General features: G+C 46.8%; 17 protein-coding genes. 10 read left to right on the top strand and 7 right to left on the bottom strand.

The window, feature by feature from the left end:
• Positions 1-23: 23 nt before the first annotated feature.
• The 3 genes from alr to ADU24_RS04080 all read right to left on the bottom strand — a co-directional run bounded on the left by alr (position 24) and on the right by ADU24_RS04080 (position 3,843).
• The gene (gene alr / locus ADU24_RS04070; RefSeq protein ID WP_053365425.1) at positions 24-1,211 is read right to left on the bottom strand and encodes an alanine racemase; all 1,188 of its coding nucleotides are present in this window, start codon (positions 1,209-1,211) and stop codon (positions 24-26) included.
• Between the two features lie 133 nt (positions 1,212-1,344).
• The gene (gene ald / locus ADU24_RS04075) at positions 1,345-2,478 is read right to left on the bottom strand and encodes an alanine dehydrogenase (RefSeq protein ID WP_053365426.1); all 1,134 of its coding nucleotides are present in this window, start codon (positions 2,476-2,478) and stop codon (positions 1,345-1,347) included.
• A gap of 129 nt (positions 2,479-2,607) precedes the next feature.
• Complete coding sequence (locus tag ADU24_RS04080) at positions 2,608-3,843, bottom strand: PucR family transcriptional regulator (RefSeq protein WP_231689560.1); 1,236 nt, start codon at positions 3,841-3,843, stop codon at positions 2,608-2,610.
• Positions 3,844-4,273: 430 nt separating this feature from the next.
• Here ADU24_RS04080 and ADU24_RS04085 point away from each other — a divergent pair, with 430 nt between their 5' ends.
• The 5 genes from ADU24_RS04085 (at position 4,274) to ADU24_RS04105 (ending at position 9,041) form a co-directional block, all read left to right on the top strand.
• Positions 4,274-5,692: an amino acid permease gene (locus tag ADU24_RS04085; protein WP_053365428.1), complete on the top strand. Its 1,419-nt coding sequence runs from the start codon at positions 4,274-4,276 to the stop codon at positions 5,690-5,692.
• A gap of 292 nt (positions 5,693-5,984) precedes the next feature.
• Positions 5,985-6,209: a FeoA family protein gene (locus tag ADU24_RS04095; protein ID WP_053365430.1), complete on the top strand. Its 225-nt coding sequence runs from the start codon at positions 5,985-5,987 to the stop codon at positions 6,207-6,209.
• On the top strand, positions 6,210-8,213 hold the full coding sequence (gene feoB, locus ADU24_RS04100; RefSeq protein ID WP_053365431.1) for a ferrous iron transport protein B: 2,004 nt from the start codon (positions 6,210-6,212) through the stop codon (positions 8,211-8,213).
• Between the two features lie 20 nt (positions 8,214-8,233).
• The gene (locus ADU24_RS22475; RefSeq protein ID WP_442853736.1) at positions 8,234-8,386 is read left to right on the top strand and encodes a FeoB-associated Cys-rich membrane protein; all 153 of its coding nucleotides are present in this window, start codon (positions 8,234-8,236) and stop codon (positions 8,384-8,386) included.
• 199 nt (positions 8,387-8,585) lie between these two features.
• On the top strand, positions 8,586-9,041 hold the full coding sequence (locus tag ADU24_RS04105; RefSeq protein WP_053365432.1) for a helix-turn-helix transcriptional regulator: 456 nt from the start codon (positions 8,586-8,588) through the stop codon (positions 9,039-9,041).
• 20 nt (positions 9,042-9,061) lie between these two features.
• Here ADU24_RS04105 and ADU24_RS04110 read toward each other — a convergent pair whose 3' ends face one another.
• Complete coding sequence (locus ADU24_RS04110; RefSeq protein WP_053365433.1) at positions 9,062-9,571, bottom strand: universal stress protein; 510 nt, start codon at positions 9,569-9,571, stop codon at positions 9,062-9,064.
• A gap of 185 nt (positions 9,572-9,756) precedes the next feature.
• Between ADU24_RS04110 and ADU24_RS22900 the strand changes: the two genes are divergently transcribed.
• Positions 9,757-9,924, top strand: coding sequence for a hypothetical protein (locus tag ADU24_RS22900; protein ID WP_156324509.1), 168 nt, complete (start codon positions 9,757-9,759; stop codon positions 9,922-9,924).
• 320 nt (positions 9,925-10,244) lie between these two features.
• Entirely contained in the window at positions 10,245-12,338 is a 2,094-nt protein-coding gene (locus ADU24_RS04115) for a transglycosylase domain-containing protein (protein WP_053365434.1), read from the top strand.
• Between the two features lie 718 nt (positions 12,339-13,056).
• Here the strand turns inward: ADU24_RS04115 and ADU24_RS04120 are convergent.
• Positions 13,057-13,380, bottom strand: coding sequence for an HPr family phosphocarrier protein (locus ADU24_RS04120; RefSeq protein ID WP_053365435.1), 324 nt, complete (start codon positions 13,378-13,380; stop codon positions 13,057-13,059).
• Positions 13,381-13,609: 229 nt separating this feature from the next.
• Between ADU24_RS04120 and iadA the strand changes: the two genes are divergently transcribed.
• From iadA to ADU24_RS04135, 3 genes are all read left to right on the top strand, one after another.
• The gene (iadA, locus tag ADU24_RS04125; protein WP_053365436.1) at positions 13,610-14,782 is read left to right on the top strand and encodes a beta-aspartyl-peptidase; all 1,173 of its coding nucleotides are present in this window, start codon (positions 13,610-13,612) and stop codon (positions 14,780-14,782) included.
• A gap of 387 nt (positions 14,783-15,169) precedes the next feature.
• On the top strand, positions 15,170-16,927 hold the full coding sequence (locus ADU24_RS04130; RefSeq protein WP_053368768.1) for an ABC transporter ATP-binding protein: 1,758 nt from the start codon (positions 15,170-15,172) through the stop codon (positions 16,925-16,927).
• Entirely contained in the window at positions 16,924-18,939 is a 2,016-nt protein-coding gene (locus ADU24_RS04135; RefSeq protein ID WP_053365437.1) for an ABC transporter ATP-binding protein, read from the top strand. Before ADU24_RS04130 ends, ADU24_RS04135 begins: the two co-directional genes overlap by 4 nt.
• A 72-nt stretch (positions 18,940-19,011) precedes the next feature.
• On the opposite strand, the gene ADU24_RS04140 is transcribed toward ADU24_RS04135, so the two are convergent.
• Positions 19,012-19,632 (bottom strand): NAD(P)-dependent oxidoreductase, encoded by a 621-nt coding sequence (locus ADU24_RS04140; protein ID WP_053365438.1) that lies wholly within the window; start codon positions 19,630-19,632, stop codon positions 19,012-19,014.
• 233 nt (positions 19,633-19,865) lie between these two features.
• Positions 19,866-21,644 carry a M3 family oligoendopeptidase gene (locus ADU24_RS04145; RefSeq protein ID WP_053365439.1) on the bottom strand — a complete coding sequence of 593 codons (1,779 nt, stop codon included), beginning with the start codon at positions 21,642-21,644 and terminating at the stop codon, positions 19,866-19,868.
• Between the last annotated feature and the right edge of the window lie 98 nt (positions 21,645-21,742).

A 21,742-nucleotide genomic window follows, 5' to 3' on the forward strand; every position in this document is an offset into this window, starting at 1 on the left:
TATACAATGGAACCTTGTGGCGACTACCCCACAACCGTTTCGGGAGGGCGTCCATCTAGAGGATTCCTTCCAGCTTCAGATTTGATATGTACCCTCGGGACGCGCTTGCCGATTGAGCAAACAACTTCATAAGGGATTGTCCCGATCAGGCTGGACAGGCCATCGACTGGGTGGTGGCACTCCCCATCCCGCCCGAATACTGTCACGATATCGCCTATATTACAATTTTTTATTCCGGTTACATCGATGATGGTCTGGTCCATACAAATCCGGCCCGCTATAGGTGCATATTGTCCGTTTACCAATACTTTGCCGCGGTTGGAAAGAAGCCTTGAAATCCCATCCGCATAGCCGGCCGGGATGGTTGCGAGAACTGTTTCATGCGGGCAAACCCACGTACAGCCGTAGCTTGCGGGCTGGTTTGGAAGGACCTTTTTGATTGCGGAGATTCTCGTCTTAAAGGCCATTGCCGGAACAAGGCGGATTGTGTGCCCTTTTAATGATGGGTCGGGATATAGCCCATACATCGCGATTCCAATCCGGACCATATCGAGATGCATATTCGGAAAATTCATCGTAGCGGCACTGTTGCAGCAGTGCCGTATTGGAATCGTGACCCCCTTAAGCTCAATACTGTCCAGCACTTCCTTGAACCTTGAATACTGTAAACTTGTATAGGAAGATTGGCAATCGTCCGCATTTGCAAAGTGGGTGAAAATACCTTCCAGATGGATGTCTTTTGCCGAATGCGCCAACATGGCAGCTTCGACAGCTTCATCAATCGAAGTGAAGCCGATTCGCGACATACCTGTATCGATTTTCAGATGGATGGCGGCTGGTTTTTTCAAACGGCTGGCTTTCGAGATAATGCTATGAAGTGTTTCCGAACTGGAAACGGTTAGTGTTATATCTTGTTGAATGGCCGCGCCGATTGACCTCTCCGGAGTATAGCCAAGGACAAGGATAGGCTCCCTGATGCCTGCTTGCCTCAACTCCATGGCTTCATCTAAAATGGCCACCCCCAGATAGCTTGCACCCGCGGAAATAGCCGCTTGTGCCGCCTGTACCGCGCCGTGTCCGTATCCATCTGCCTTGACGACCGCCATCAGTTTTGTGGTGCCGCCGATAAATTCGCGGAATTGCCGCAAATTGCTTTTAAGATGATCCAGTGAAACTTCTGCCCATGTGTCCCTAAAACTTGTAAAACCCACCCAATTAATCCCCCTTATTTGAAACTTGTTGTCGGCTGATTGTGGATACCACCATTTCGCTCCGGTATTGGAGAATTTTAAAAACAGCCCTTCACGCATGCTGAAGGGCTGTTTGGTTTAAAGGTGAATGCATTTAAATCATTGAGAATTCTTTTTCAAGAGCGGTTTCCACCGGTACATAGACGTATCCCAGGTCTTTGGCGACAGCTTCGTACGTTACCTCTCCATTGGCAGTGTTAACGCCAAGTTTCAAATGCTGGTTGTTGGTAATCGCTTTTATTACCCCTTTGTTTGCGATTTGCAGTGCATAAGGGACGGTTACGTTTGTCAACGCGATGGTTGACGTCCTTGGAACCGCGCCAGGCATATTGGCTACAGAATAATGGACAACTCCATGTTTCTCATAAACAGGATTATCATGGGTTGTCACATGGTCGCTCGTTTCGACGACCCCGCCCTGGTCAATGGCTACATCGACAATGACCGAACCTGGTTTCATTTTCTTAACCATTTCCTCGGTTACAAGCTTTGGCGCTTTTGCACCTGGAATAAGTACAGCCCCAATCAGAAGATCCGCTTCAGCAACCGCTTCTGCGATATTGAATGGATTGGACATAAGTGTTTTAATCTGTGAGCCGAAAATATCATCAAGCTGGCGCAGGCGGTCCGCGTTCAGGTCAATGATTGTGACATCGGCGCCAAGGCCAATCGCCATTTTTGCAGCGTTTGTGCCGACAATACCGCCGCCAATAATAGTTACCTTGCCGCGGTTTACCCCTGGAACCCCGGATAACAGAATCCCAAGGCCTCCATTCGTCTTTTGTAAAAATTGGGCGCCGATTTGAGATGCCATCCTGCCCGCTACCTCGCTCATTGGAGTAAGAAGAGGGAGTGTCCGATTTACTTCCACTGTTTCATAGGCGATGGCAATGACCTTTTTATCGGTGAGCGCTTTCGCAAGCGATGGCTCAGCTGCAAGATGGAGATAGGTAAATAGGATTAGGCCGGGCCTAAAATAGCCATATTCGCTTTCAAGCGGCTCTTTTACCTTCATAATCATCTCGGCACCAGCCCATACAGAGGAAGCGTTTTCAATTATTACCGCGCCAGCTTCAGCGTAAGCTTCATCCGTGAACCCGCTTCCAAGCCCGGCACCTTTCTCGATAAGCACCTTATGGCCTGCAACAACAAATGAAACGACCCCCGCCGGCGTTAGCGCCACCCGGTTTTCATTGTTTTTAATTTCCTTTGGAATTCCAATAATCATTGTTGTTACCTCCCCTTTGTTAACCATACAATTTGGTTTGTGATAAGTATAAAATGTTTCGACTATAATTTCATTGTAAAGAAAGGAAAAAGAAAACGCTTCCTTTTGTGGAAAACCACAAAAGGAAAATCAGTCAAATTTCCTGAGCTTCAGATCCAAGTAAAGAAGCATCTTCTGGTTAGGGTCCTTAAAATTGATTCCGCCAATTTCGGAAATTCTCTTTAGCCTATAGTTAAGTGTATTGGCATGGACGTTCAGCCCCCTGGCGGCATCGTTTGTGCTGGTGTCTTTTGTAAGAAATACTTCAAGTGTTTCGACAAGGTTAGTGTTATTCTTTTCGTCATATTCGGCCAATCGCATGATGGCACGGTTTTCGTAGCTGCTGTTTTTCCGTTTCTCAAGGACGATGTCCATCAGCTGGTAAATGCCCAGCTTGGAATAACTATGGATTTTTCCCGTTTCCTCGGGGAATTTATCTTTGATTTCCAAAACAGATAGCGCTTCCTGATAAGCTCTGGCTAACTGGCTGTATTCGTAATGGACACTGCTGAACGCCGGACGGATAGGAATTGACCTTCCAAGATGGCTGGCAAGTTTTCCGGCAAAAGATCCATAAAAACGCTCCGCCTTATCCGGCTGCCCGATCTCGTCACTGATTCCAATGAGGAGAATCAACAGGCTGCAGTCGATTGTGTGCAGCATCGGCTTCAGCTCTTGGTACGTATACAGTAAATAGGAAATTCGTTTTTCTTCCTGGCTCGAAATGTTTTGGCCAAAGTCAAAAGCCGCCACAACAAAGGCGGGGGTAGGGCAAAGCTGCAATTGATTAAAATTCTCCTTTATTTCACAGCTATCATTCAGATGGCCAGTTAACAGCTTCCAAAAGAACTCCTGCTTCCGGTCCTCTTTTCTGTTTTTTCGGATTTGCAGCTGAAGGAGTTTATTTTTTGCCGCTTCTGCTGCACTTTTTAACAGGGTGAAATCATCCTCATCAAGAGTCCTGTCAACTTCCAGTGCCCAGATGAACCCGAGCAGCTCATCCTGATTGCGGATTGCGATGGCAACTCTATTGCCAAGCCCGATTTCATGATTGCAGCTTACGCGTACCGGGTCGCTGCTTTTCAAAAGGGTAGGAAGCGTTCCATCCTTCCAGAGCTGGTTGACAACTTTTTCAGGTACCCGCCTGCTAATAATGGTGGAGATCCTGGCAGGGTCTGTTCTGTCATCGTGGCTGCTGTAAGCAAGGAGCCGATGGTTGGCATCTTCTATTGTAATTGGGCATAGAAGGGCTGAACTGGTCGTTTCTGCAAATTCTTCAAGGCTATCGAAGGTGGTTTTGAACAAGTCTTTTACATGTGTTGGCAATGCTGACACCTCCATGAGATGAGTAATTTTCGAGTGTCTTTTGGTGAATTCAACAAAAGCCGAAGAAAATTTTTATGTTTTTCCACAATAGCTTTCTTTTTTGGACATGTTACAATCTTTCCAGGAAAGTTGTCAAACAATATGAAAGCGCTGCCAAATTGTGGGAGGGGAGGAGATAGTGAATTTCCATACTGTTCACTTCTTCGGCTGATTGGGGGATTGGCCGTATAGTAAAGAGTATAGCAAAAACTGTTATGTAATTGCATCGGTGCAAAGCCGGGCAATTTCGTCTATTTTCTTACGATTTATCTTATGGGAAAAAGAGAGAACTAAAGGGAGCAGGAAAACAGGACTACAGTCCTCTTTTCCAGGGTAAATGAGAAGGTTGCAAACTCTCCGGCGTGAGCCGGTACTAAACGGGGGGAAGCAGATGAGCAAGACAACAGACGGAAAAACTTTGCAGCGGGGGCTTGAACAAAGGCATATAACACTTATGTCCCTGGGAGCGGCAATAGGTGTAGGTTTGTTTTTGGGATCTGCAACAGCAATTAAAATGGCGGGGCCCGGTATTCTTTTCGGCTATGCATTTGCAGGGCTGATTATGTTTTTCATTATGCGGGCCCTGGGCGAAATGGCAATCCAGAAACCAGTTGCGGGTTCTTTTAGCCAGTACGCGAGGGATTACCTTGGTCCTCTTGCAGGATACATAACCGGCTGGAATTACTGGTTCCTTTGGGTCGTGACCTGCATGGCGGAAATAACCGCGGTAGGGATTTACATGACATACTGGTTCCCGGATTCCCAGCAATGGCTTTGGGCGCTTGCGGCGCTTGTTATCATGGCCTCAATCAATTTCCTGGCGGTCAAGGCTTATGGTGAATTGGAATTTTGGTTCGCTCTTATAAAAATAGTTACCATCATTGCCATGATCATAATCGGAGTGGGAATGATCGCTTTTGGGCTTGGCAATGGCGGAATTGCAACAGGTATCAGCAATCTTTGGAACAACGGAGGCCTTTTCCCGAACGGGGCAAAAGGAGTGCTTCTATCGCTCCAGATGGTCCTGTTCGCATACCTTGGCATTGAAATGATTGGCGTAACTGCGGGGGAAGTCAAAAACCCCGAAAAATCGCTGGCTCGTGCCATCGATACGGTATTTTGGCGTATCCTAATCTTTTATGTCGGTGCATTGTTTGTCATCATGTCCATTTATCCATGGGAAGAAATTGGGACTAAGGGTAGCCCGTTCGTCCTGACTTTCGAACAGATAGGCATTCCGGCTGCTGCGGGCATCATCAACTTTGTTGTTTTGACCGCCGCGCTCTCGTCCTGCAACAGCGGTATTTTCAGTACAGCCAGAATGCTTTATAACCTGGCGGGCCATGGAGAGGCTCCGAAGAAATTCAGTAAGGTTACAAAGAACGGCGTTCCGGGTGTGGCGGTTATTGCTTCTGCCTCCGCCTTGCTTATAGGAGTTGTGCTTAACTATTTAGTACCTGCAAAGGTTTTTACCATCGTTACAAGTGTGGCGACATTCGGTGCAATCTGGACGTGGGGAGTCATCCTCCTTTCCCAGATTAAATACAGGAAGATTCTGAGCAGCGAGGAAACGCTCAGGCTGAAGTACAAGGTACCGCTTTTTCCGTATACATCCTATATCGCGCTCGCGTTTCTTGCATTTGTCGTGTGCATCATGGCGTACAGCGCCGATACGAGGATTGCAGTCATCGTCGGCCCGCTATGGCTCGGCCTTTTAACCGCACTGTATTTCCTTAAAGGATTCCATAAACGGACTAATGTCCAGGGAAATATTAAAAATGGCAGTTATTCGGACGAGAGGGCCGGATAAAATTCCAACCATATTTGCAACGATTCAGCCGCCGGGATTTTTCCGGCGGTTTTTAATATTTCCGGACTTAAATTGGCGGTCAGAACAAAATGCGGATTTTTGCCTATAAAAAACTGCTCCGTGAAATTGATAACAGACTTTCCGAATGGGAAAGCCCACTTCTTAAGCCGTGGGAGTATCAGTTTTAACACAATAGTCACAAACAGTATGCCGATTACCACCATGGCGAATGGTAAAATAAATGTATAAGAAAGAGAATCATTCTCATTTAAAATCGTTAGGGTGATACTGCATGCTGGCACAGTTGAAAGCAGGGGAAAAAGCGACGATAAAAGATATCTCAACGGTTGACAAGCTGGTCCGGAGACGGCTTCTAGACCTTGGCATAACGGAAGGAAGCGAAGTGTGCATAAAGTGTGTCCTTCCTTTCGGGGGGCCGATTATGATTGAATCATGCGGGCAGTGTATTGGAATAAGGCGCAAGGAAGCGAAATGCATCGAACTGGAGAGGGTATAAATGGAGATCGCGCTGATTGGCAATCCCAATACCGGGAAAACATCATTATTTAATAATCTGACTGGCTCTTACGAATACGTCGGCAACTGGAGCGGTGTTACGGTTGAGAAAAAGGTCGGGGTTTTCCGGAACAAACGGGACCGCCTTATCGATCTGCCGGGTATTTATACTCTCAATCCGCTATCAAAGGATGAAGGGGTTGTCACAAACTTCTTTCTGGATGGCCCGGTCGACCGTTTGCTTAATATTCTTGATGCTTCACAAATTGAACGGAATCTCCATTTGACCCTCCAGTTGATTGAATTCGGAAAACCGATTGTAATTGGCTTAAATATGATTGACGTTGCCAATAACAGGGGAATCCACATAGATGCCGAAAAGCTTTCTTCACTTCTTGGAATCCCGGTTGTACCTGTGGTCGCCCGCAGCGGAAAAGGCTGTGATACGCTCCAGGCCATGGCAGCTGGAGGGAACACCCATCCTCCAGCAAAAAATCTTGTCTATTACGGGAAGGAAATAGAAGAAGCGATTTCGGAAATCGAATCAGCGGTCCAAGGAAAAACGGAGCATTCACCACGGTGGCTGGCCCTCCAGTTATTTGAGGGCAACGGGTATGTTGCCGAGTATTTGTCGCATATCACGGATGGAACCCGTATTCGCGCCATTATGGAAAGGCTCCAGGAAAAAGTATCAGCACATCACGGGAAGGGTACCCTTGTCCAATTCATCTATGAAAAAAGGAAACTGGTAATCTCGAAAGTGGCCGAGGAATCAGTCAGGAGAAAGGGAGCGGCAATCCCACTGACCGAGCGCATTGACGCCATTGTTACAAACAAGTTCCTGGGCATGCCGATCTTCCTGTTGCTAATGTACATGATGTTCATGCTGACGTTTGATTGGCTCGGCTTGCCGCTATCCGATTTGCTTGATGGCTTTATTACAGGACCGCTAGCATCCTGGGCGGACCAGGCACTGACGGCGGTTGGGGCGTCGGCGTTCCTCCATGCTCTCGTCAGCCAGGGGTTGATAGCGGGGGTAGGCGGAGTACTTGTTTTTGTCCCACAGATTTTTATTCTGTTCTTCTTTATTTCACTTCTTGAGGATTCGGGATACATGGCCAGGGTGGCGCTTGTCATGGACAGGGTTATGGAATCTGTCGGCTTGAATGGCAAGGCATTCATACCAATGATGATTGGCTTTGGATGCAATGTTCCCGGGATCATGGCAGCAAGGACAATTGAAACACCGAGGGAGCGGCTATTAACAGTCCTTCTTACACCGTTAATGTCCTGCTCGGCCCGGCTGCCGGTCTACGCATTGTTTGTCGGCGCCTTTTTCGCAGCTAATGGCGCAGCTGTTGTATTGAGCCTGTATGTTCTTGGCATTTTGATCACCCTCATTTTGGCAAAAATATTTTCGCGCACGGTACTTAAATCGGAAGCTTCACTGTTTGTCATTGAACTCCCGCCCTATCGCCTGCCGCAATTCAAGGCATTATGGAGAAGTACGTGGGACAAGGGAAAAGGATTTGTCCGTAAAGCTGGTACATTCATTTTCGCTGGCTCCGTGTTTGTCTGGCTTTTATCCTATGCAGGGCCAAGTGGGATCAATGTCGAAATGGACCACAGTTTCCTGGCGAAGATTGGCGGACTTCTGGCTCCCATCTTCGAGCCGATTGGCTTTGGGACCTGGCAGGCCGGGGCATCCCTGTTGACGGGCTTTTTGGCAAAGGAAGCCATCGTCTCAACCATGAACATCATTTATTTCGCTCCGACCGAAGCAAAGCTCCAGGGCTTGATGGCAGGCTATTTTTCACCACTTTCGGCATACAGTTTCATGGCCTTCATCCTGCTTTATATCCCATGCCTTGCCACAGTTGCGACAATCTATAAAGAAACAGGCTCAAGGAAATGGACAGCTTTTTCCATCGGATACGCATTGGCAATCGCCTATGTACTATGCCTTGTCATCTACCAGGGCGGAAAATTATTAGGCCTGGCTTAAATACCAGGAAGGAGATGAGCATGATGGTTATAAACATCATCTTGGGTGGCGCAATTTTTGGCTATGCGGGCTGGGCGCTTGTCCGGTTCATTAACCGCTCCAAAAAAGGAAAATGCGCGGCCTGTGAAATCCAGGACACCTGTGCGGGCGGTTGCGAGCCTTCCGGAAAATAGTTCGGTACCTTTATATTAGTGTGATAAAAACTGCTGTTATCCGACAGCAGTTTTTAAATTGGATATAATAAAAAAAACGTTTGCCAGGAGTGAAAATAAAAAGCCAATGCTATAAACATGAATTGTAAGAACTGTTGCTTTTAATTTGGTGTTTTATTGTGTAAAATTACACTTAAGAATGATGAAGGAAGGTTTTTTTGTGACAAGGGATGACATAATTGAAATGGTTTCCGAAAAGCTTCGCCTCATCCGGACCGAAGCGGGATATACCCAGGACAAAATGGCTGATATCATCGGAGTTTCCAAAAAGACACTTGTCCAAATAGAAAAGGGAAGAGTCCTGGCAGGCTGGTCGACGGTTGTTGCGGTTTGTGCCCTGTTTCGCGAGACGGAGACAGTCCAGTTCCTGTTTGGAAGTGAACCACTTGAAGTGCTTGAAACTGTCGCCCGGGAAGGGGTGGACTACCGCCGCGGCAAAACATTTGGCGGGAAAATCTGGTGGCGGGAAGTGGTTAGGAAAAATGGCTATATCCTGCAGCAAAATATTTTAAGCAAGCATTTCCGCATCCTTGATGAGCAGCATTACCGTATTTATAGTTCATTTGACGAAGGAAACGCCAAGCACCGTTTCAGGGAGCTTGCTGAAGGAATATAAGCCGGGATGCCCCGGCTTATTCATTTGGCGATTAATACATGGCATGGTGCGAGCTTGGAAACTTTTTCGGTGATATTCCCGATCAGCAGCCCGGTAATGCCGCCCTTGCCAGAGCTTCCAATAATGATTAGATCAGCTCCTATTTCTTCCGCATACGCGCAAATGCTTTCGGCGGGGTTTCCTTCGAGAATTTGGAATTTGGCGTTTCTGTGGCCAAGCCTCGTTTTTGCTTCATAGAAAATCTGGTCGACGCTGTTGCTGATGATGGCCTGGGTTGATGCCTGCGACTGGCTGTATCCGAGGGATGAAGGTGGAGCCGGAATTCCTTCAATCAGGTAGCCATGGAGTGCAAGGCGTGATTCCCCCGCGATATCTACTCTCCTGTTTTCAATTTTTTCGTCATAGACAGTCACAACCGTCAACTCCGTATCCGCATCGCCTTTAGCCAAAGCAGAAGCGAGGTTCAAAGCTTTATCACTACCTTCGCTGCCATCATACGCCAAAATTATTTTCAGGAACTGAGCTGTCATATGGAATCCTCCTTTATGGCGCAGTTTGTTTTCTGAAGTTTCTGTCTATTTTATTTACCCATTTCACGTTAGTCTTATTCCATTTTGATAATTTTTCTCGAGAATAGTAGATTCCCATTTTTTACCCCCATAAACCCCTCATCCTCGTCGAATTTTTTTGCAAAAGGGGAATGAGGTGATTTGCAATGGGATTACAGGTCCATCCAACCATTAGGAAATGCCTACAACATCTAGACATCATTGAAGCGGACGATAAAGTAAAACAAATTGTGTACATGTATATGCAATCCCTTTATAAAGAGATGAACACCCAAAATCAGGAGAATGTGCCGAAGACAGGACTTTCCGGGTAAAAAGCAGACGATGAATCGGATGCTTTTTATTTTTTTTTGGCTTTGATAGAGGAATTGTGTTAGGTTGATTGAGGCAAAGGGCATATGCTTTAGCATATTGATGTGGAAGTGGAGATTCCAATTACGGTATTATCGCCGAGGTGATATGATCCACTTTACCCGGAGAAAGCGTGTGCCTGCAATTGAAACCAAGAGCATATAGTAGGTGTAGAGTAATAGGGTCATGGGTAAAAGATACTAAGCAAATTTGGCATGATGCCTAAGTACAACACTATGAATCTTGGCCAAACATCCAGAAGGTTTTCATACAGGAGGACAATATGAGAAGGCTTTTATTCAGCGGACTATACGAAAATTGGAAAAAGTGGCATATGAACCAGATTATCATCCTATCATTATTAACGATCGTATTGGGATTGCTTGGTTCTTATCTCTTTTTCTCAAAAGATGCCGATATATCCGCATTGAAAACTGAATTAAACCAGGCGACCGTCATATATGACGTCCATGAAAAGGTAGCCAGTAAGGTAACCGCCAATAAGAGTGAAGGAATCCCGATTAAAGATGTTCCGGAGAATATGAAGAACGCGGTAATCTCCATTGAAGACCACCGTTTTTACAAGCATAACGGGGTTGACCTGATTGGCATCTCCAGGGCCTTTTTCCGCAACTTGATTGCTGGAGGCGTCGTTGAAGGAGGAAGTACGATTACCCAGCAGTTGACCAAAAACGCAATCCTGGATGACGAGAAGACGTATAGCCGGAAGCTAAAGGAAGCTTTCCTTGCAAGGGAAATTGAAAAGGAGTATTCAAAAGATGAAATCCTTCAAATGTACCTGAATACGATTTATTTTGGCGACGGTGCATGGGGCATTAACCGTGCGGCCAAAAAATATTTTGGCAAGGAAGCAAAGGATTTGACGCTGGCGGAATCGGCGATGCTTGCCGGGCTTATTAAGGCTCCATCAGCGCTTAATCCGTACAAGCATTTGGACAAAGCGCTTGATCGGCGGAATGTCGTCCTTGGTATGATGGCAAAGCACGGATTTATTACGAATGAAGAGGCAGATAAGGCAAAACAGGAAAAGGTGACCCTCGTGGATAAGAGTGTCGATCCATTCAATGGAAAGTATCCTTATTATGTAGACGCGGTCTTTGAGGAAGCAATTAATACGTATGGTTTTACACAGGACGAACTCCTGACAAGCGGCTACAAAATTTATACCGAGTTGGATCCGAAAATGCAGGCTGCGGTAGAAAAAACCTATGAGGATGATTCCCTATTTCCGGCTGGGAAGGATCAGCTTGTCCAAAGCGGTGCCGTGCTGGTCGATGCGAAAACAGGAGGAATCAGGGCGCTCGTTGGCGGCCGTGGCCAGCATGTGTTCAGGGGTTATAACCGTGCGACCCAGTTAAAAAGGCAGCCTGGTTCCGCGATCAAGCCGATTGTTCCATACACGCCTGCTCTGGAGGAAGGCTGGAAAATAACGGATTTGGTTAAAGACGAAAAGATGAAGTTTGGCGATTATGAACCAAACAATTACAACGGCCGGGTTGACGGCGAAATCCCGATGTATGAAGCTGTGAAGGATTCAAAAAATATCCCGGCAGTGTGGCTGTTGAACGAGATTGGTATTGAAAAAGGGTTAGAATCGGTTAAAAAATTCGGCCTTCCGCTTGATAAAGAGGACCGCAACCTTGCCATCGCGCTAGGCGGGCTCCACACCGGGGTATCCCCGAAAAATATGGCGGAGGCGTTTTCCGTTTTTGCCAACCGGGGCGAAAAGTCCGAGGCCCATACCATTGTCAAGATTGTCGATGCAGCCGGGAACGTCGTGGCGGAACGGAAGAAAAAGAAAACGAAGGTGATTAAGCCTGAAGTGGCTGACAAGATGAATACAATGCTTCTTGGGGTTGTCGATCGTGGAACAGGAAAAGCGGCGCAAGTTGAAGGCAGGGAAATTGCCGGTAAAACAGGCTCGACCCAGGTTGACATCCCTGGAATTGATGGCGTAAAAGATCAGTGGTTTGTCGGGTATACCCCGGATTTGGTCGGAGCCGTATGGGTCGGCTATGACAAGACGGACAAAAATCATTATTTAACGACGACAAGCAGTGAAGGCGCAGCCGTTATTTTCCGAAAGTTCATGGCTGGCGCGCTTGAAGGAACACCGCCTTCAAGCTTCAACGTCCAGCACATTGATGAATTGATTGCCCAAAGGAAAAGCGCAGAGGAAGCGAAGAAAAGAAACGCATTGTGGAACGAGCTTAACAGCGGTGCAAAAAAATGGGAAGAACGAGTGAAAAAAGAACGTGAGAAATGGGAAAAGAAAATGAAGAACAATGGGAAGGGGAAAGACAAGGACAAGGATAAAGGCAAGGGCAAAGATAAAGGGAAAAAAGATAAGGATTGATGGAAGGCGGGGGAAACCCCGTCTTTTTTGGTTTGTTCTGGTTATAGATTTACTTGGGATTAATGTGGATGGCTTTTTGGACGAAGGAGCATGTTTTATAGGATTGAGATTACAGATAATGGTGGAATCGGGACGCAGATTTGGTATTAGGAGCAAGTTGCCTCTTGTGCGGATTTAGAAGTGGGTTTTCAGGGGATGTGTGTCCAAAGGGAGGTTCATGTTTGGACACGGAAGTGAGTTTTCATAGGTTACGAGTCCAAAGTTAGCTTGTGTTTGGACAAAGAATTGGATTTTCATAGGATATGAGTTTAAATCAAGCAGGGATTCGGACAGCAAATCGAATATTCGCAACTTCAGTGTCCAAATGAATAAAAAGCCCTAGCAGTAGCTTTTCAATAATCTGTATCGCAGAGTCGTTGAAAGAGCACGCCAAAATAAAAACAGGGCCCGCGCCCTGTTTTTAAAACTTCGGCAGTATATAGTTAATCAAAAACCAGAGGACTCCGAAAAAGATGATTAGGTATGCCGCATACTTGATGAAGGTGCTTCCCACGCGGGAGCTGTCGGAATGTTCCTCTTTCCTTACTTCGACATTGCGCCTTTCTTCCACTTCGAACACCTCGTTTCATCTAAATTAACCGAGCCAGTTAATTAACAAGTAGATTACTACAATCGCGCCAATCAGTGTTAGAATGGTCCTAATCATAAAGCCACCAGCCTAAATCTGGAACGTTTCGCTTGTATTAAGGAAACGCTTCTCGCTTTTTTGCAAAATTGAAATCTCGGATGTGCAGATTTTCTGGATGCCGTCCAAGTGCTCCTGGACGTTTTCGCCTTCCGCAATAATCTTCACAGCAGTACCCGGTTCAATCGTTAATAGGAAAGAAACGAGTTTCGGAAGATTTGCCGCATCGACCGCACGGTTTCTGCAATACAAGTAAGTGGATCCATTGAATTGCTTCGCAGCCTGGAAAATATCCAGCATCTTCTTCATCATGAATCTATTGAGGATAATAACATTTGCTGACATGATTTCTTTCATCGTTCTTTTCTCCTTTGCCTTTTGTCCTATAAGTACGTTGTGGTACTTATTTACCCACCCCGTTGTTTACTGAAACATCTCTCCTTTCCAAAGGGCGCCCATTTTTAAAAACGGTTTTACCCAATTGCGTGGCCGGGTATCTTTTAGGTATAGTAAGGAAAGCGGAGCCAACTTTTCTGGAGAGGCAGGAGAGCTATGGCGACAGCGTGCTCGAGAGGAGAGATCCAAAGTGTTAACCCTCATTAAAAACGGGGAAATTTATGCCCCCCATTATCTTGGTAAAAAAGACCTCCTTATCATTGACAGGAAAATAGGCTGCATTGCGGACCAGATCGATGTTCCGGAAAACTTCGCACCTGTAAAAGTGATTGACGCGGATGGGAAATACATTGTACCCGGCTTTATTGACGCGCATGTACATATTACTGGCGGAGGAGGCGAAGGAAGCTACCGCACCCGCACCCCGGAGTTGCAACTGACCGACGCGACACTTGCCGGAGTAACGACAATTGTCGGCGTCCTTGGAACTGATGGAACCACGAGGACAATGACCAACCTAATTGCCAAGGCGCGGGCGCTTGAGGAAGAAGGAATTACTTGCTATGTCCATACCGGCTCGTACCAGGTACCTTTAAAGACGCTCACCGGAAAAATTGAAGACGATATTATTCTGATTGACAAAGTAATAGGCGCAGGGGAAGTGGCGATTGCCGATCACCGCTCATCGCAGCCAACAGCCGAGGAAATGGCGAAAATTGCATCAGCGGCCAGGATTGGCGGATTATTATCCGGGAAATGCGGCATCGTGAATGTCCATGTTGGTGACAGCTATAACCACCTCAAAGTAATAGAAGAAGTGGTCGAGAAAACGGATATTCCAATCAGGCAGTTCTATCCGACCCATATAAACCGGAACCACCACTTGTTCGAAGAGGGGATTCGCTTTGCGAAAAAAGGCGGGTATGTCGATTTTACGACGAGCTCGATTCCGAAGTTTTTTGAGGAAGGGGAAGTTAAGCCTTCCATTGGCTTGAGAAGGATGCTTGACCAGCAAATCGATATTTCACAAATTACGTTCACATCGGACGCACAAGGCAGCCTTCCGGATTTCGATGAATTCGGTGAACTGCTCGGCTTGAAAATTGGCAAGGTTTCAACTTTGTATGATGAAGTCAGGGATGCGATTGTCCAGGAAGGAATCCCGATTGAAATTGCCTTAAGGGTCATCACACAGAATCCTGCGGCAATCCTCAAGCTTTCGTGCAAAGGGATGGTCACGGAAGGAAAGGATGCCGACCTAGTTATGCTTGATAAAGAATCCCTCGCCATTAAAGATGTTTTTGCAATGGGAAGAATGATGGTTCAAGATGGAACCGCCATCGTTAAAGGCACATTTTCTTAAAAGTAATTTTCTTTTCGGAAAATAAAACCTATTTCGGAAATTAAAATTGACAAACAACAAGTCCCAGTGTTAACCTAACAAAGTATAAAAAAGGAAAAGGAGGGGCGCGACATGCTCAGAATTGTGGATAGCCATAATACAGCTGAATATGGATGGAATTGCACCCTGCCCCTGTTTCCGCCCTTTGCCGCCCTTTAATTAGGTAAGTGGCAAAGCTGTTCAGGCAGGCTTGGTTGCGTTCCAATAGAACGCAACATGGTTTGTCTCCCAAAGTAAATGATTGTTCAGGGACATATCGCAATGCTGCGGTATGTCCTTTTTGGTGTCTTCGGAAAAATATCATTGAAATGGCACAGGGTACGGTTAACAAAGAGGAGCTGGTTTTACATGTTTTCTGTTTTGAAAAAATTGAGCTGGTTTTTTAAAGAAAATTGGAAAAGGTACGCGGTTTCAATTGTGCTCCTGGTCATCGCGGGGCTGATTGATATCCTTCCGCCAAAACTGATCGGGATGGCAATTGACGACATCCAGACAGGAGAGATGGTGAAGGAAACCATTCTTCGCTACGTTGGGATACTGTTAGTGGTAACAGTACTTTCGTATTCAATTACGTATATTTGGCACTACAAGCTGTTTGGCGGCGCATTCCTCGTCGAGAGGAAGCTCAGGAGCAATTTCATGCGCCATCTTCTCAGGATGGCACCGCCATTTTATGAAAAGAACCGCACTGGGGACTTGATGGCAAGAGCGACGAATGACATTAAGGCGATTTCAATGACTGCCGGATTCGGGATTCTAACTCTTGTCGATTCGACTGTTTGGATGCTGACAATCCTTTTAACAATGGGGTTTACGATTAGCTGGAAATTGACACTCGTGTCCATCATTCCGCTGCCGATTATGGCAATCCTGATGAACGTGTATGGAAAGAAGGTTCACGGAAGCTTTATGAAGGCGCAAAATGCGTTTGGCGAGCTGAATGACCGTGTTCTTGAGTCGATTGCCGGGATACGCGTCATCCGTGCATACGTACAGGAAACGGAAGAGCGGAAGACATTTCACAACTTGACTGAAAGCCTTTTTGAAAAAAACATAGCCGTTGCTAGAATCGACTCGCTCTTTAATCCAACGATTAAAATTCTTGTCGGGTTCAGCTATATGATCGGGCTTGGCTATGGCGCGAAGTTGGTTTTCAGCCAACAGATAACCTTAGGTGACCTCGTTTCATTCAACGTATATCTCGGGATGCTGATTTGGCCGATGTTTGCCGTGGGTGAGCTGATCAATATTATGCAGCGCGGTAACGCATCGCTGGACCGCGTCCAGGAAATCCTTGCTTACAAGGAGGATGTGAAAGACAAGGAGGAAACGGTTAGCGCCGAATCGCCTGACAGCATCCACTATGATGATGTGACATTCCGATACCCAAGCTCAAGCCATGACAATCTTGTCAATATAGATGTCCGCCTTAACCAGGGTGAAACGCTTGGCATCGTTGGAAAAACGGGCAGTGGAAAAACAACGTTCATCAAGCAGCTTTTGCGCGAGTATCCTGTGGGGGAAGGCAGGCTAGCGATTGCGGATGTACCAATCGAGGACCAGCCGCTAGAAGATGTCCGTGGCTGGATTGGCTATGTCCCTCAGGACCATGTGCTTTTTTCAAGGACAATCCGCGAGAACATTTTGTTTGGAAACCGGGAGGCTAGCGAAACTGAGCTTCAGCAGGCGATTGACTCAGCGGATTTCCGGAAAGACCTGGCCAATTTGCCGGAAGGGCTCGAAACACTTGTCGGTGAAAAGGGCGTTTCCCTATCCGGCGGGCAAAAGCAACGGATTTCAATCGCCCGCGCAATAATCAAGAAACCAGAAATTCTAATCCTTGATGACTCGCTTTCCGCGGTCGATGCGAAAACAGAGCAGCAAATCATCGAGAATATCCGCAGGGACCGCGCCGGAAAGACAAATGTCATTACGACCCATAGGATGTCGGCGGTCCAGCATGCCGACCGGATCATTGTGCTTGATAACGGGCGGATCATTGAAGAAGGTACACATGAAGAATTAATGGAAAACGGGGGCTGGTACAAGGAGCAATACGAACGCCAGCTTGCCGAAACGGCCGCGGAGGAGGGAGTGTCACTATGACGACGGGAAAAAGATTATACAAATACGCGCTTCAATTCAAAATGATTATTTTCGCCGCCCTGGCGATGCTTACCATATCTGCGGCCGCCGACCTTGCCGGGCCGTTTATCGCCAAGCGGGTCATTGATAATCATATTCTCGGCATTGAATCCACCTGGTACGAAACCTCGATGGGAAGCGAAGCGGTCGAGTTTGACGGCCGCTATTACAAAAGGGATATTTATTTTAACAAAGATGAAGAAAGGGGGAAGGCCGCCCAAATTCTCCAGGCGGGTTCGAAATTTGTCCTCGTAAGAGAGGCGGTAAAAGCGGATGGAAAACGAACCTTTAAAGATGGGGTCCTGAAAATCGAAAAGGATGGCCGGACTGAAAGATATCGTGCAACCGTCCTGACAGCGAAAGACGTAATGAAGTTTTCGACGCCGGAATTACCGCACATCTTCCGCCTCTTGGCAATGTATTTCGGCCTGCTGCTCGTATCGGCATTCTTCCAATACTGGCAGAGGTTCACGCTGCAAAAATCCGCCAATCGGATCATCCAGAAAATGCGCGAGGACGTTTTCGCGCATATCCAGAAGCTTCCTGTCCGCTTCTTTGATAATTTGCCGGCCGGAAAAGTTGTAGCAAGGATTACGAACGACACAGAGGCTGTACGGGAGCTTTATGTGACCGTACTGTCGACTTTCTTTACAAGCACAATCTATATCGGGGGCATTTATATCGCCCTGTTCATCCTTAGCCCAAAGCTTGCGGCGGTCTGCCTGCTGTTATTGCCAATCCTGTATGCGTGGATTATTGTATACCGGAAGTTCGCTTCGAAATACAACCATATCATCCGGTCGCGTAACAGTGAAATCAATGCAACGGTCAACGAGTCCATCCAGGGAATGAACATTATCCAGGCATTCGGCAGGGAAAAAGAAACCGTGGCAGATTTTGAAAAATTGAATAATGACCATTTCAGGAACCAGAACAAGCTCTTGAACCTGAATTCCCTCACTTCCCATAATCTTGTAAATGTACTTCGGAACATTGTTTTCGTCGCGTTCATCTGGTACTTTGGCGGGGAAGCGCTGAATGCGGAGGCGGCAATATCGCTCGGTATGCTGTATGCGTTCGTTGATTATATCAACCGCCTGTTCGAGCCGATTGTTGGTGTCGTCAACCAGCTGGCGAACCTGGAGCAGGCCCTCGTCGCCGGCGAGAGGGTGTTCACGCTGTTGGATGAATCCGAAGAGGAGGACAATGGAGCCAACCTTCCGGATTACAAAGGGAATGTCCGTTTTGACAACGTGTCTTTTGCCTACAAGGAAAACGAGTGGGTGCTGAAAAACATCGATTTTGAGGCGCGTCCAGGAGAAACGGTTGCCCTTGTCGGCCACACTGGCTCCGGCAAAAGCTCGATTATGAATCTGCTCTTCCGGTTCTATGATTGCCAAAAGGGTTCCATCACGATTGACGGCGTTGATGTCAAAACGATTACCCGTAACGCGCTGCGCCGCCAAATGGGCATTGTGCTCCAGGATCCGTACCTGTTCACAGGCACAATCGCTTCGAATGTCAGCCTCGGTGACCCTTCAATTTCAAGGGAACGGGTTGAAAAAGCACTTCGCGATGTCGGTGCGGAGGAAATCTTCAAGCATCTTGAAAAAGGCTATGACGAGCCGGTCACCGAAAAAGGGGCGACTTTTTCAAGCGGCCAGCGCCAATTGATTTCATTTGCGAGGGCGCTCGCGTTCGACCCGGCCATCTTGATACTTGACGAAGCGACTTCCAGCATCGACAGCGAGACGGAAGCCGTCATCCAGGAGGCGATGGAGGTCCTGAAAAAAGGGAGGACTACGTTCATCATCGCCCACAGGCTATCGACCATCCGCAATGCCGACCAGATTCTCGTCCTCGATAAAGGTGAAATCGTCGAAAAAGGAAGTCATGATGAATTGATGGAACAAAAAGGCCGCTACTATCAGATGTACCAGCTTCAGTTTGGGAAAGGGAACCTGGCGGGCTAAATATTGGAACTAAAAAAGGATTCACGGCGTGGCAAGCGCGCTGTGAATCCTTTTTCTATTAGGGGCGGKATTTTAGTACGTCAGTCCCGCCCGGCAGTGGAGATATTCGGCACTCCCCAGCTGGCTGAACGCGAAGTCACCTGTGTCAAAAATGGAAATGGAGGTCGGGTTTTCGGGCAGCACGTCACGGCCGACCCGGTATGTGCCCAGCCGTTCGCCCACTGGCAAATACGTCGGGCAGACAGCGGTCCAATCCAGGCCAGAATTCTTAAGGATAAGCCAGGCCTTTAAATGTTCTTCCGCATCCTTCGTGCTTGTTCTCCGTGACTCCGAGGATTGGAAACGGTAAAGCTCAGGTGCTGTCCGGGCCTGGGTAATGCCGGCTGTGCTAACCAAGACAATTCGCCTCAATCCGTTTTCCTTCATGGCGGAAACAATATGCGGCATTGAATCTGAAAGGACGGTTGATCCACCGGTGTTCAGCGAGCTTATTACCGCATCACAGCCTTTCATCGCGGTTCGTACATCGTCAGTGTTTGTGGCATCTCCGTTAAAAATTTTTAGTCCGGGGCCGTTATGCTTCAGTTTTCCTGGATTTCGCACAAGAGCGTGGACTCCATTACCGGCGTTCAGGCAGTTTTCGAGGATGACCGAGCCGACCCTTCCGGTTGCGCCAAACAGGCATATGTTCATGAAAAATTCACCTTTCTGTCACTGGATTGTGATTTTGCCCCTTACCATTCATGGTATTTTAGGAATGGAAGAAACTTTTTTTAACAGGGGTGCTGTAAAATGTTTTCGGTAACGCTTACGATCGGCAGTCTAATGATCCTTGTCTATTATATCGGATATATGATTGCAAAACCCTGATTCTGCAGACGGCTGTCTGCAGTTTTTTTGTCCAGCTTCGGATGCTTGGGTCTTTCTTATATCTGGGAGCCCAAGGTGAGGAATTCCTCGGCATCCCTGGCACATAACTGGAGCCCCTTTTCCCAGAAGCCGGATTTGGTAATATCCTCGCTCAAATACTTCATCACCAATTCTTCTACCGCCATTTTCCCTGAATCCCGTAACAGAGTGATATAACTCTTCTCAAAGTTAGGTCCTTTCGTTTTGGCGGCCGCATAGATGCTTTGAGAGAATAAATAGCCAAACGTATAAGGGAAATTGTAGAAGGGTGATCTTGTCAGGTAAAAATGCGGCGTCCAAATCCATGAGCGGAAGGAAGGGCTGTCGATTGAACCCATATATGCCTCATCCATTGCTTCCTGCATCAGCCTATTCAACCGATTAGCCGGTACATAGCCTCTTTTCCGTTCCTTGTAAAATCGTTCTTCAAAAAGGAAACGCGCGTGGATGTTCATGAAGTTCATGACACTCCGCTTTAATTTTTCATCAAGGATAAATCGTTTATCTTCTCTGTTATCGGTCTTTTCGTAGGCAGCATTTAGTATTGCGAGTTCCGAAAAAGTGGATGCAGTTTCGGCCAAGCTCAATGGATAATACCGATTAAGCCCGTGCACCGGTTTCAAGGCATGATTATGGAAAGCATGTCCAAGTTCGTGGGCGAGGGTCAATACATTTGTAATCCTGCCGCCGTAGGTAAGAAATATTCGGGACTCGCCAGACAATGGAAACCCTGCGCAAAATGCGTAACTTCCTTTTCCGGAGCGTTCTTCGGCTTCAGTCCATCCATTCTCAAAAGCGTTGCGCGCGAAGCTTTGTATTTCCGTACCAAAAGCGCCGAAATGTTCAATGATGAAATCCGCTGCCTCATCAAAGGAAATGTCCTGATAAGCCGAATTGACCGGAGCCCAAAAATCATAGGATTGCAGTTTTTCGCTGCCAAACAGCTTTGCTTTATGGTCCAAATATTCGGTGAAAACTGCTTTATATTTCGTAACGGAGCTCCACATGGCGTTGAGGGTATTCTTTGTAATACGGTTTTCGTACAACGGAATCTCCAAAACGTCTTCAATGCCCTGTCTTTTATACATCTCGAGCCGGAAACCGGCAATGTGGTTGAGTATTTTCGCGAAAAGCTCCTCTTTTTCCTCCAGGGCACTTTCCAGGGCATCATGCGCCATTTTTCTCACAAATCGGTCCGGGTGGGAGCGCAAATTGATGGCCTGGCCAACAGACATTACATTTTCCGTTCCATCCAGTGGAATTGAAATTTTAATACTGCTCATTAAGGTCTGGTAAAACTGGGCCCATGCATGGTACCCGTCGATACTTAAATCTGCAAACAGCTTTTCTTCTTTTTCAGAGAGCTGCCATTTAGCTTTTTTACGCCATTGATTTAAAAGGAATCCGTAATCATCCAACTCTTTTGATGAAAGCAGCTGCTCCCAGGCCTCGTTGGTTAAGGTTATCATTTTGCTCTGGACAAGTTTTTCCGATTTATCGTAAAAGCCATTCAAAGCGGCGGCTTTTCCCTGGAGGGATAATGCATCCGGGTCTTTTGGATTTTGTGCGATTAGGCATGTAGTAAACGAAGCTGCCTGGGAGAGGTGGATGCGGATGTCCCCAAGGGAATCCAACAGTTTCTTAGTTTCAAAGGGATCCTCTATATTTGCCGAGTCCATTTCAGCTTCCAAACTGTCAATCATGTTTTCTGTACAAGCGATGTGTTCTGCAAGTTCTCCGGATGTTTTAAAGATGCTGTTCAAATCCCAGTTTTGTATGTACTTATGTTTTTGCATCGGCTATCCTCCATGACGTTTGTTACGAACATATATTCTTGTAATAATCATCTCCTATATAGAAGTTTTTTGCAAAAATTAGAGGTGGTATGATGGAA

This window comes from Bacillus sp. FJAT-27245, from assembly GCF_001273955.1.
Taxonomy (GTDB): domain Bacteria; phylum Bacillota; class Bacilli; order Bacillales; family Cytobacillaceae; genus Bacillus_D.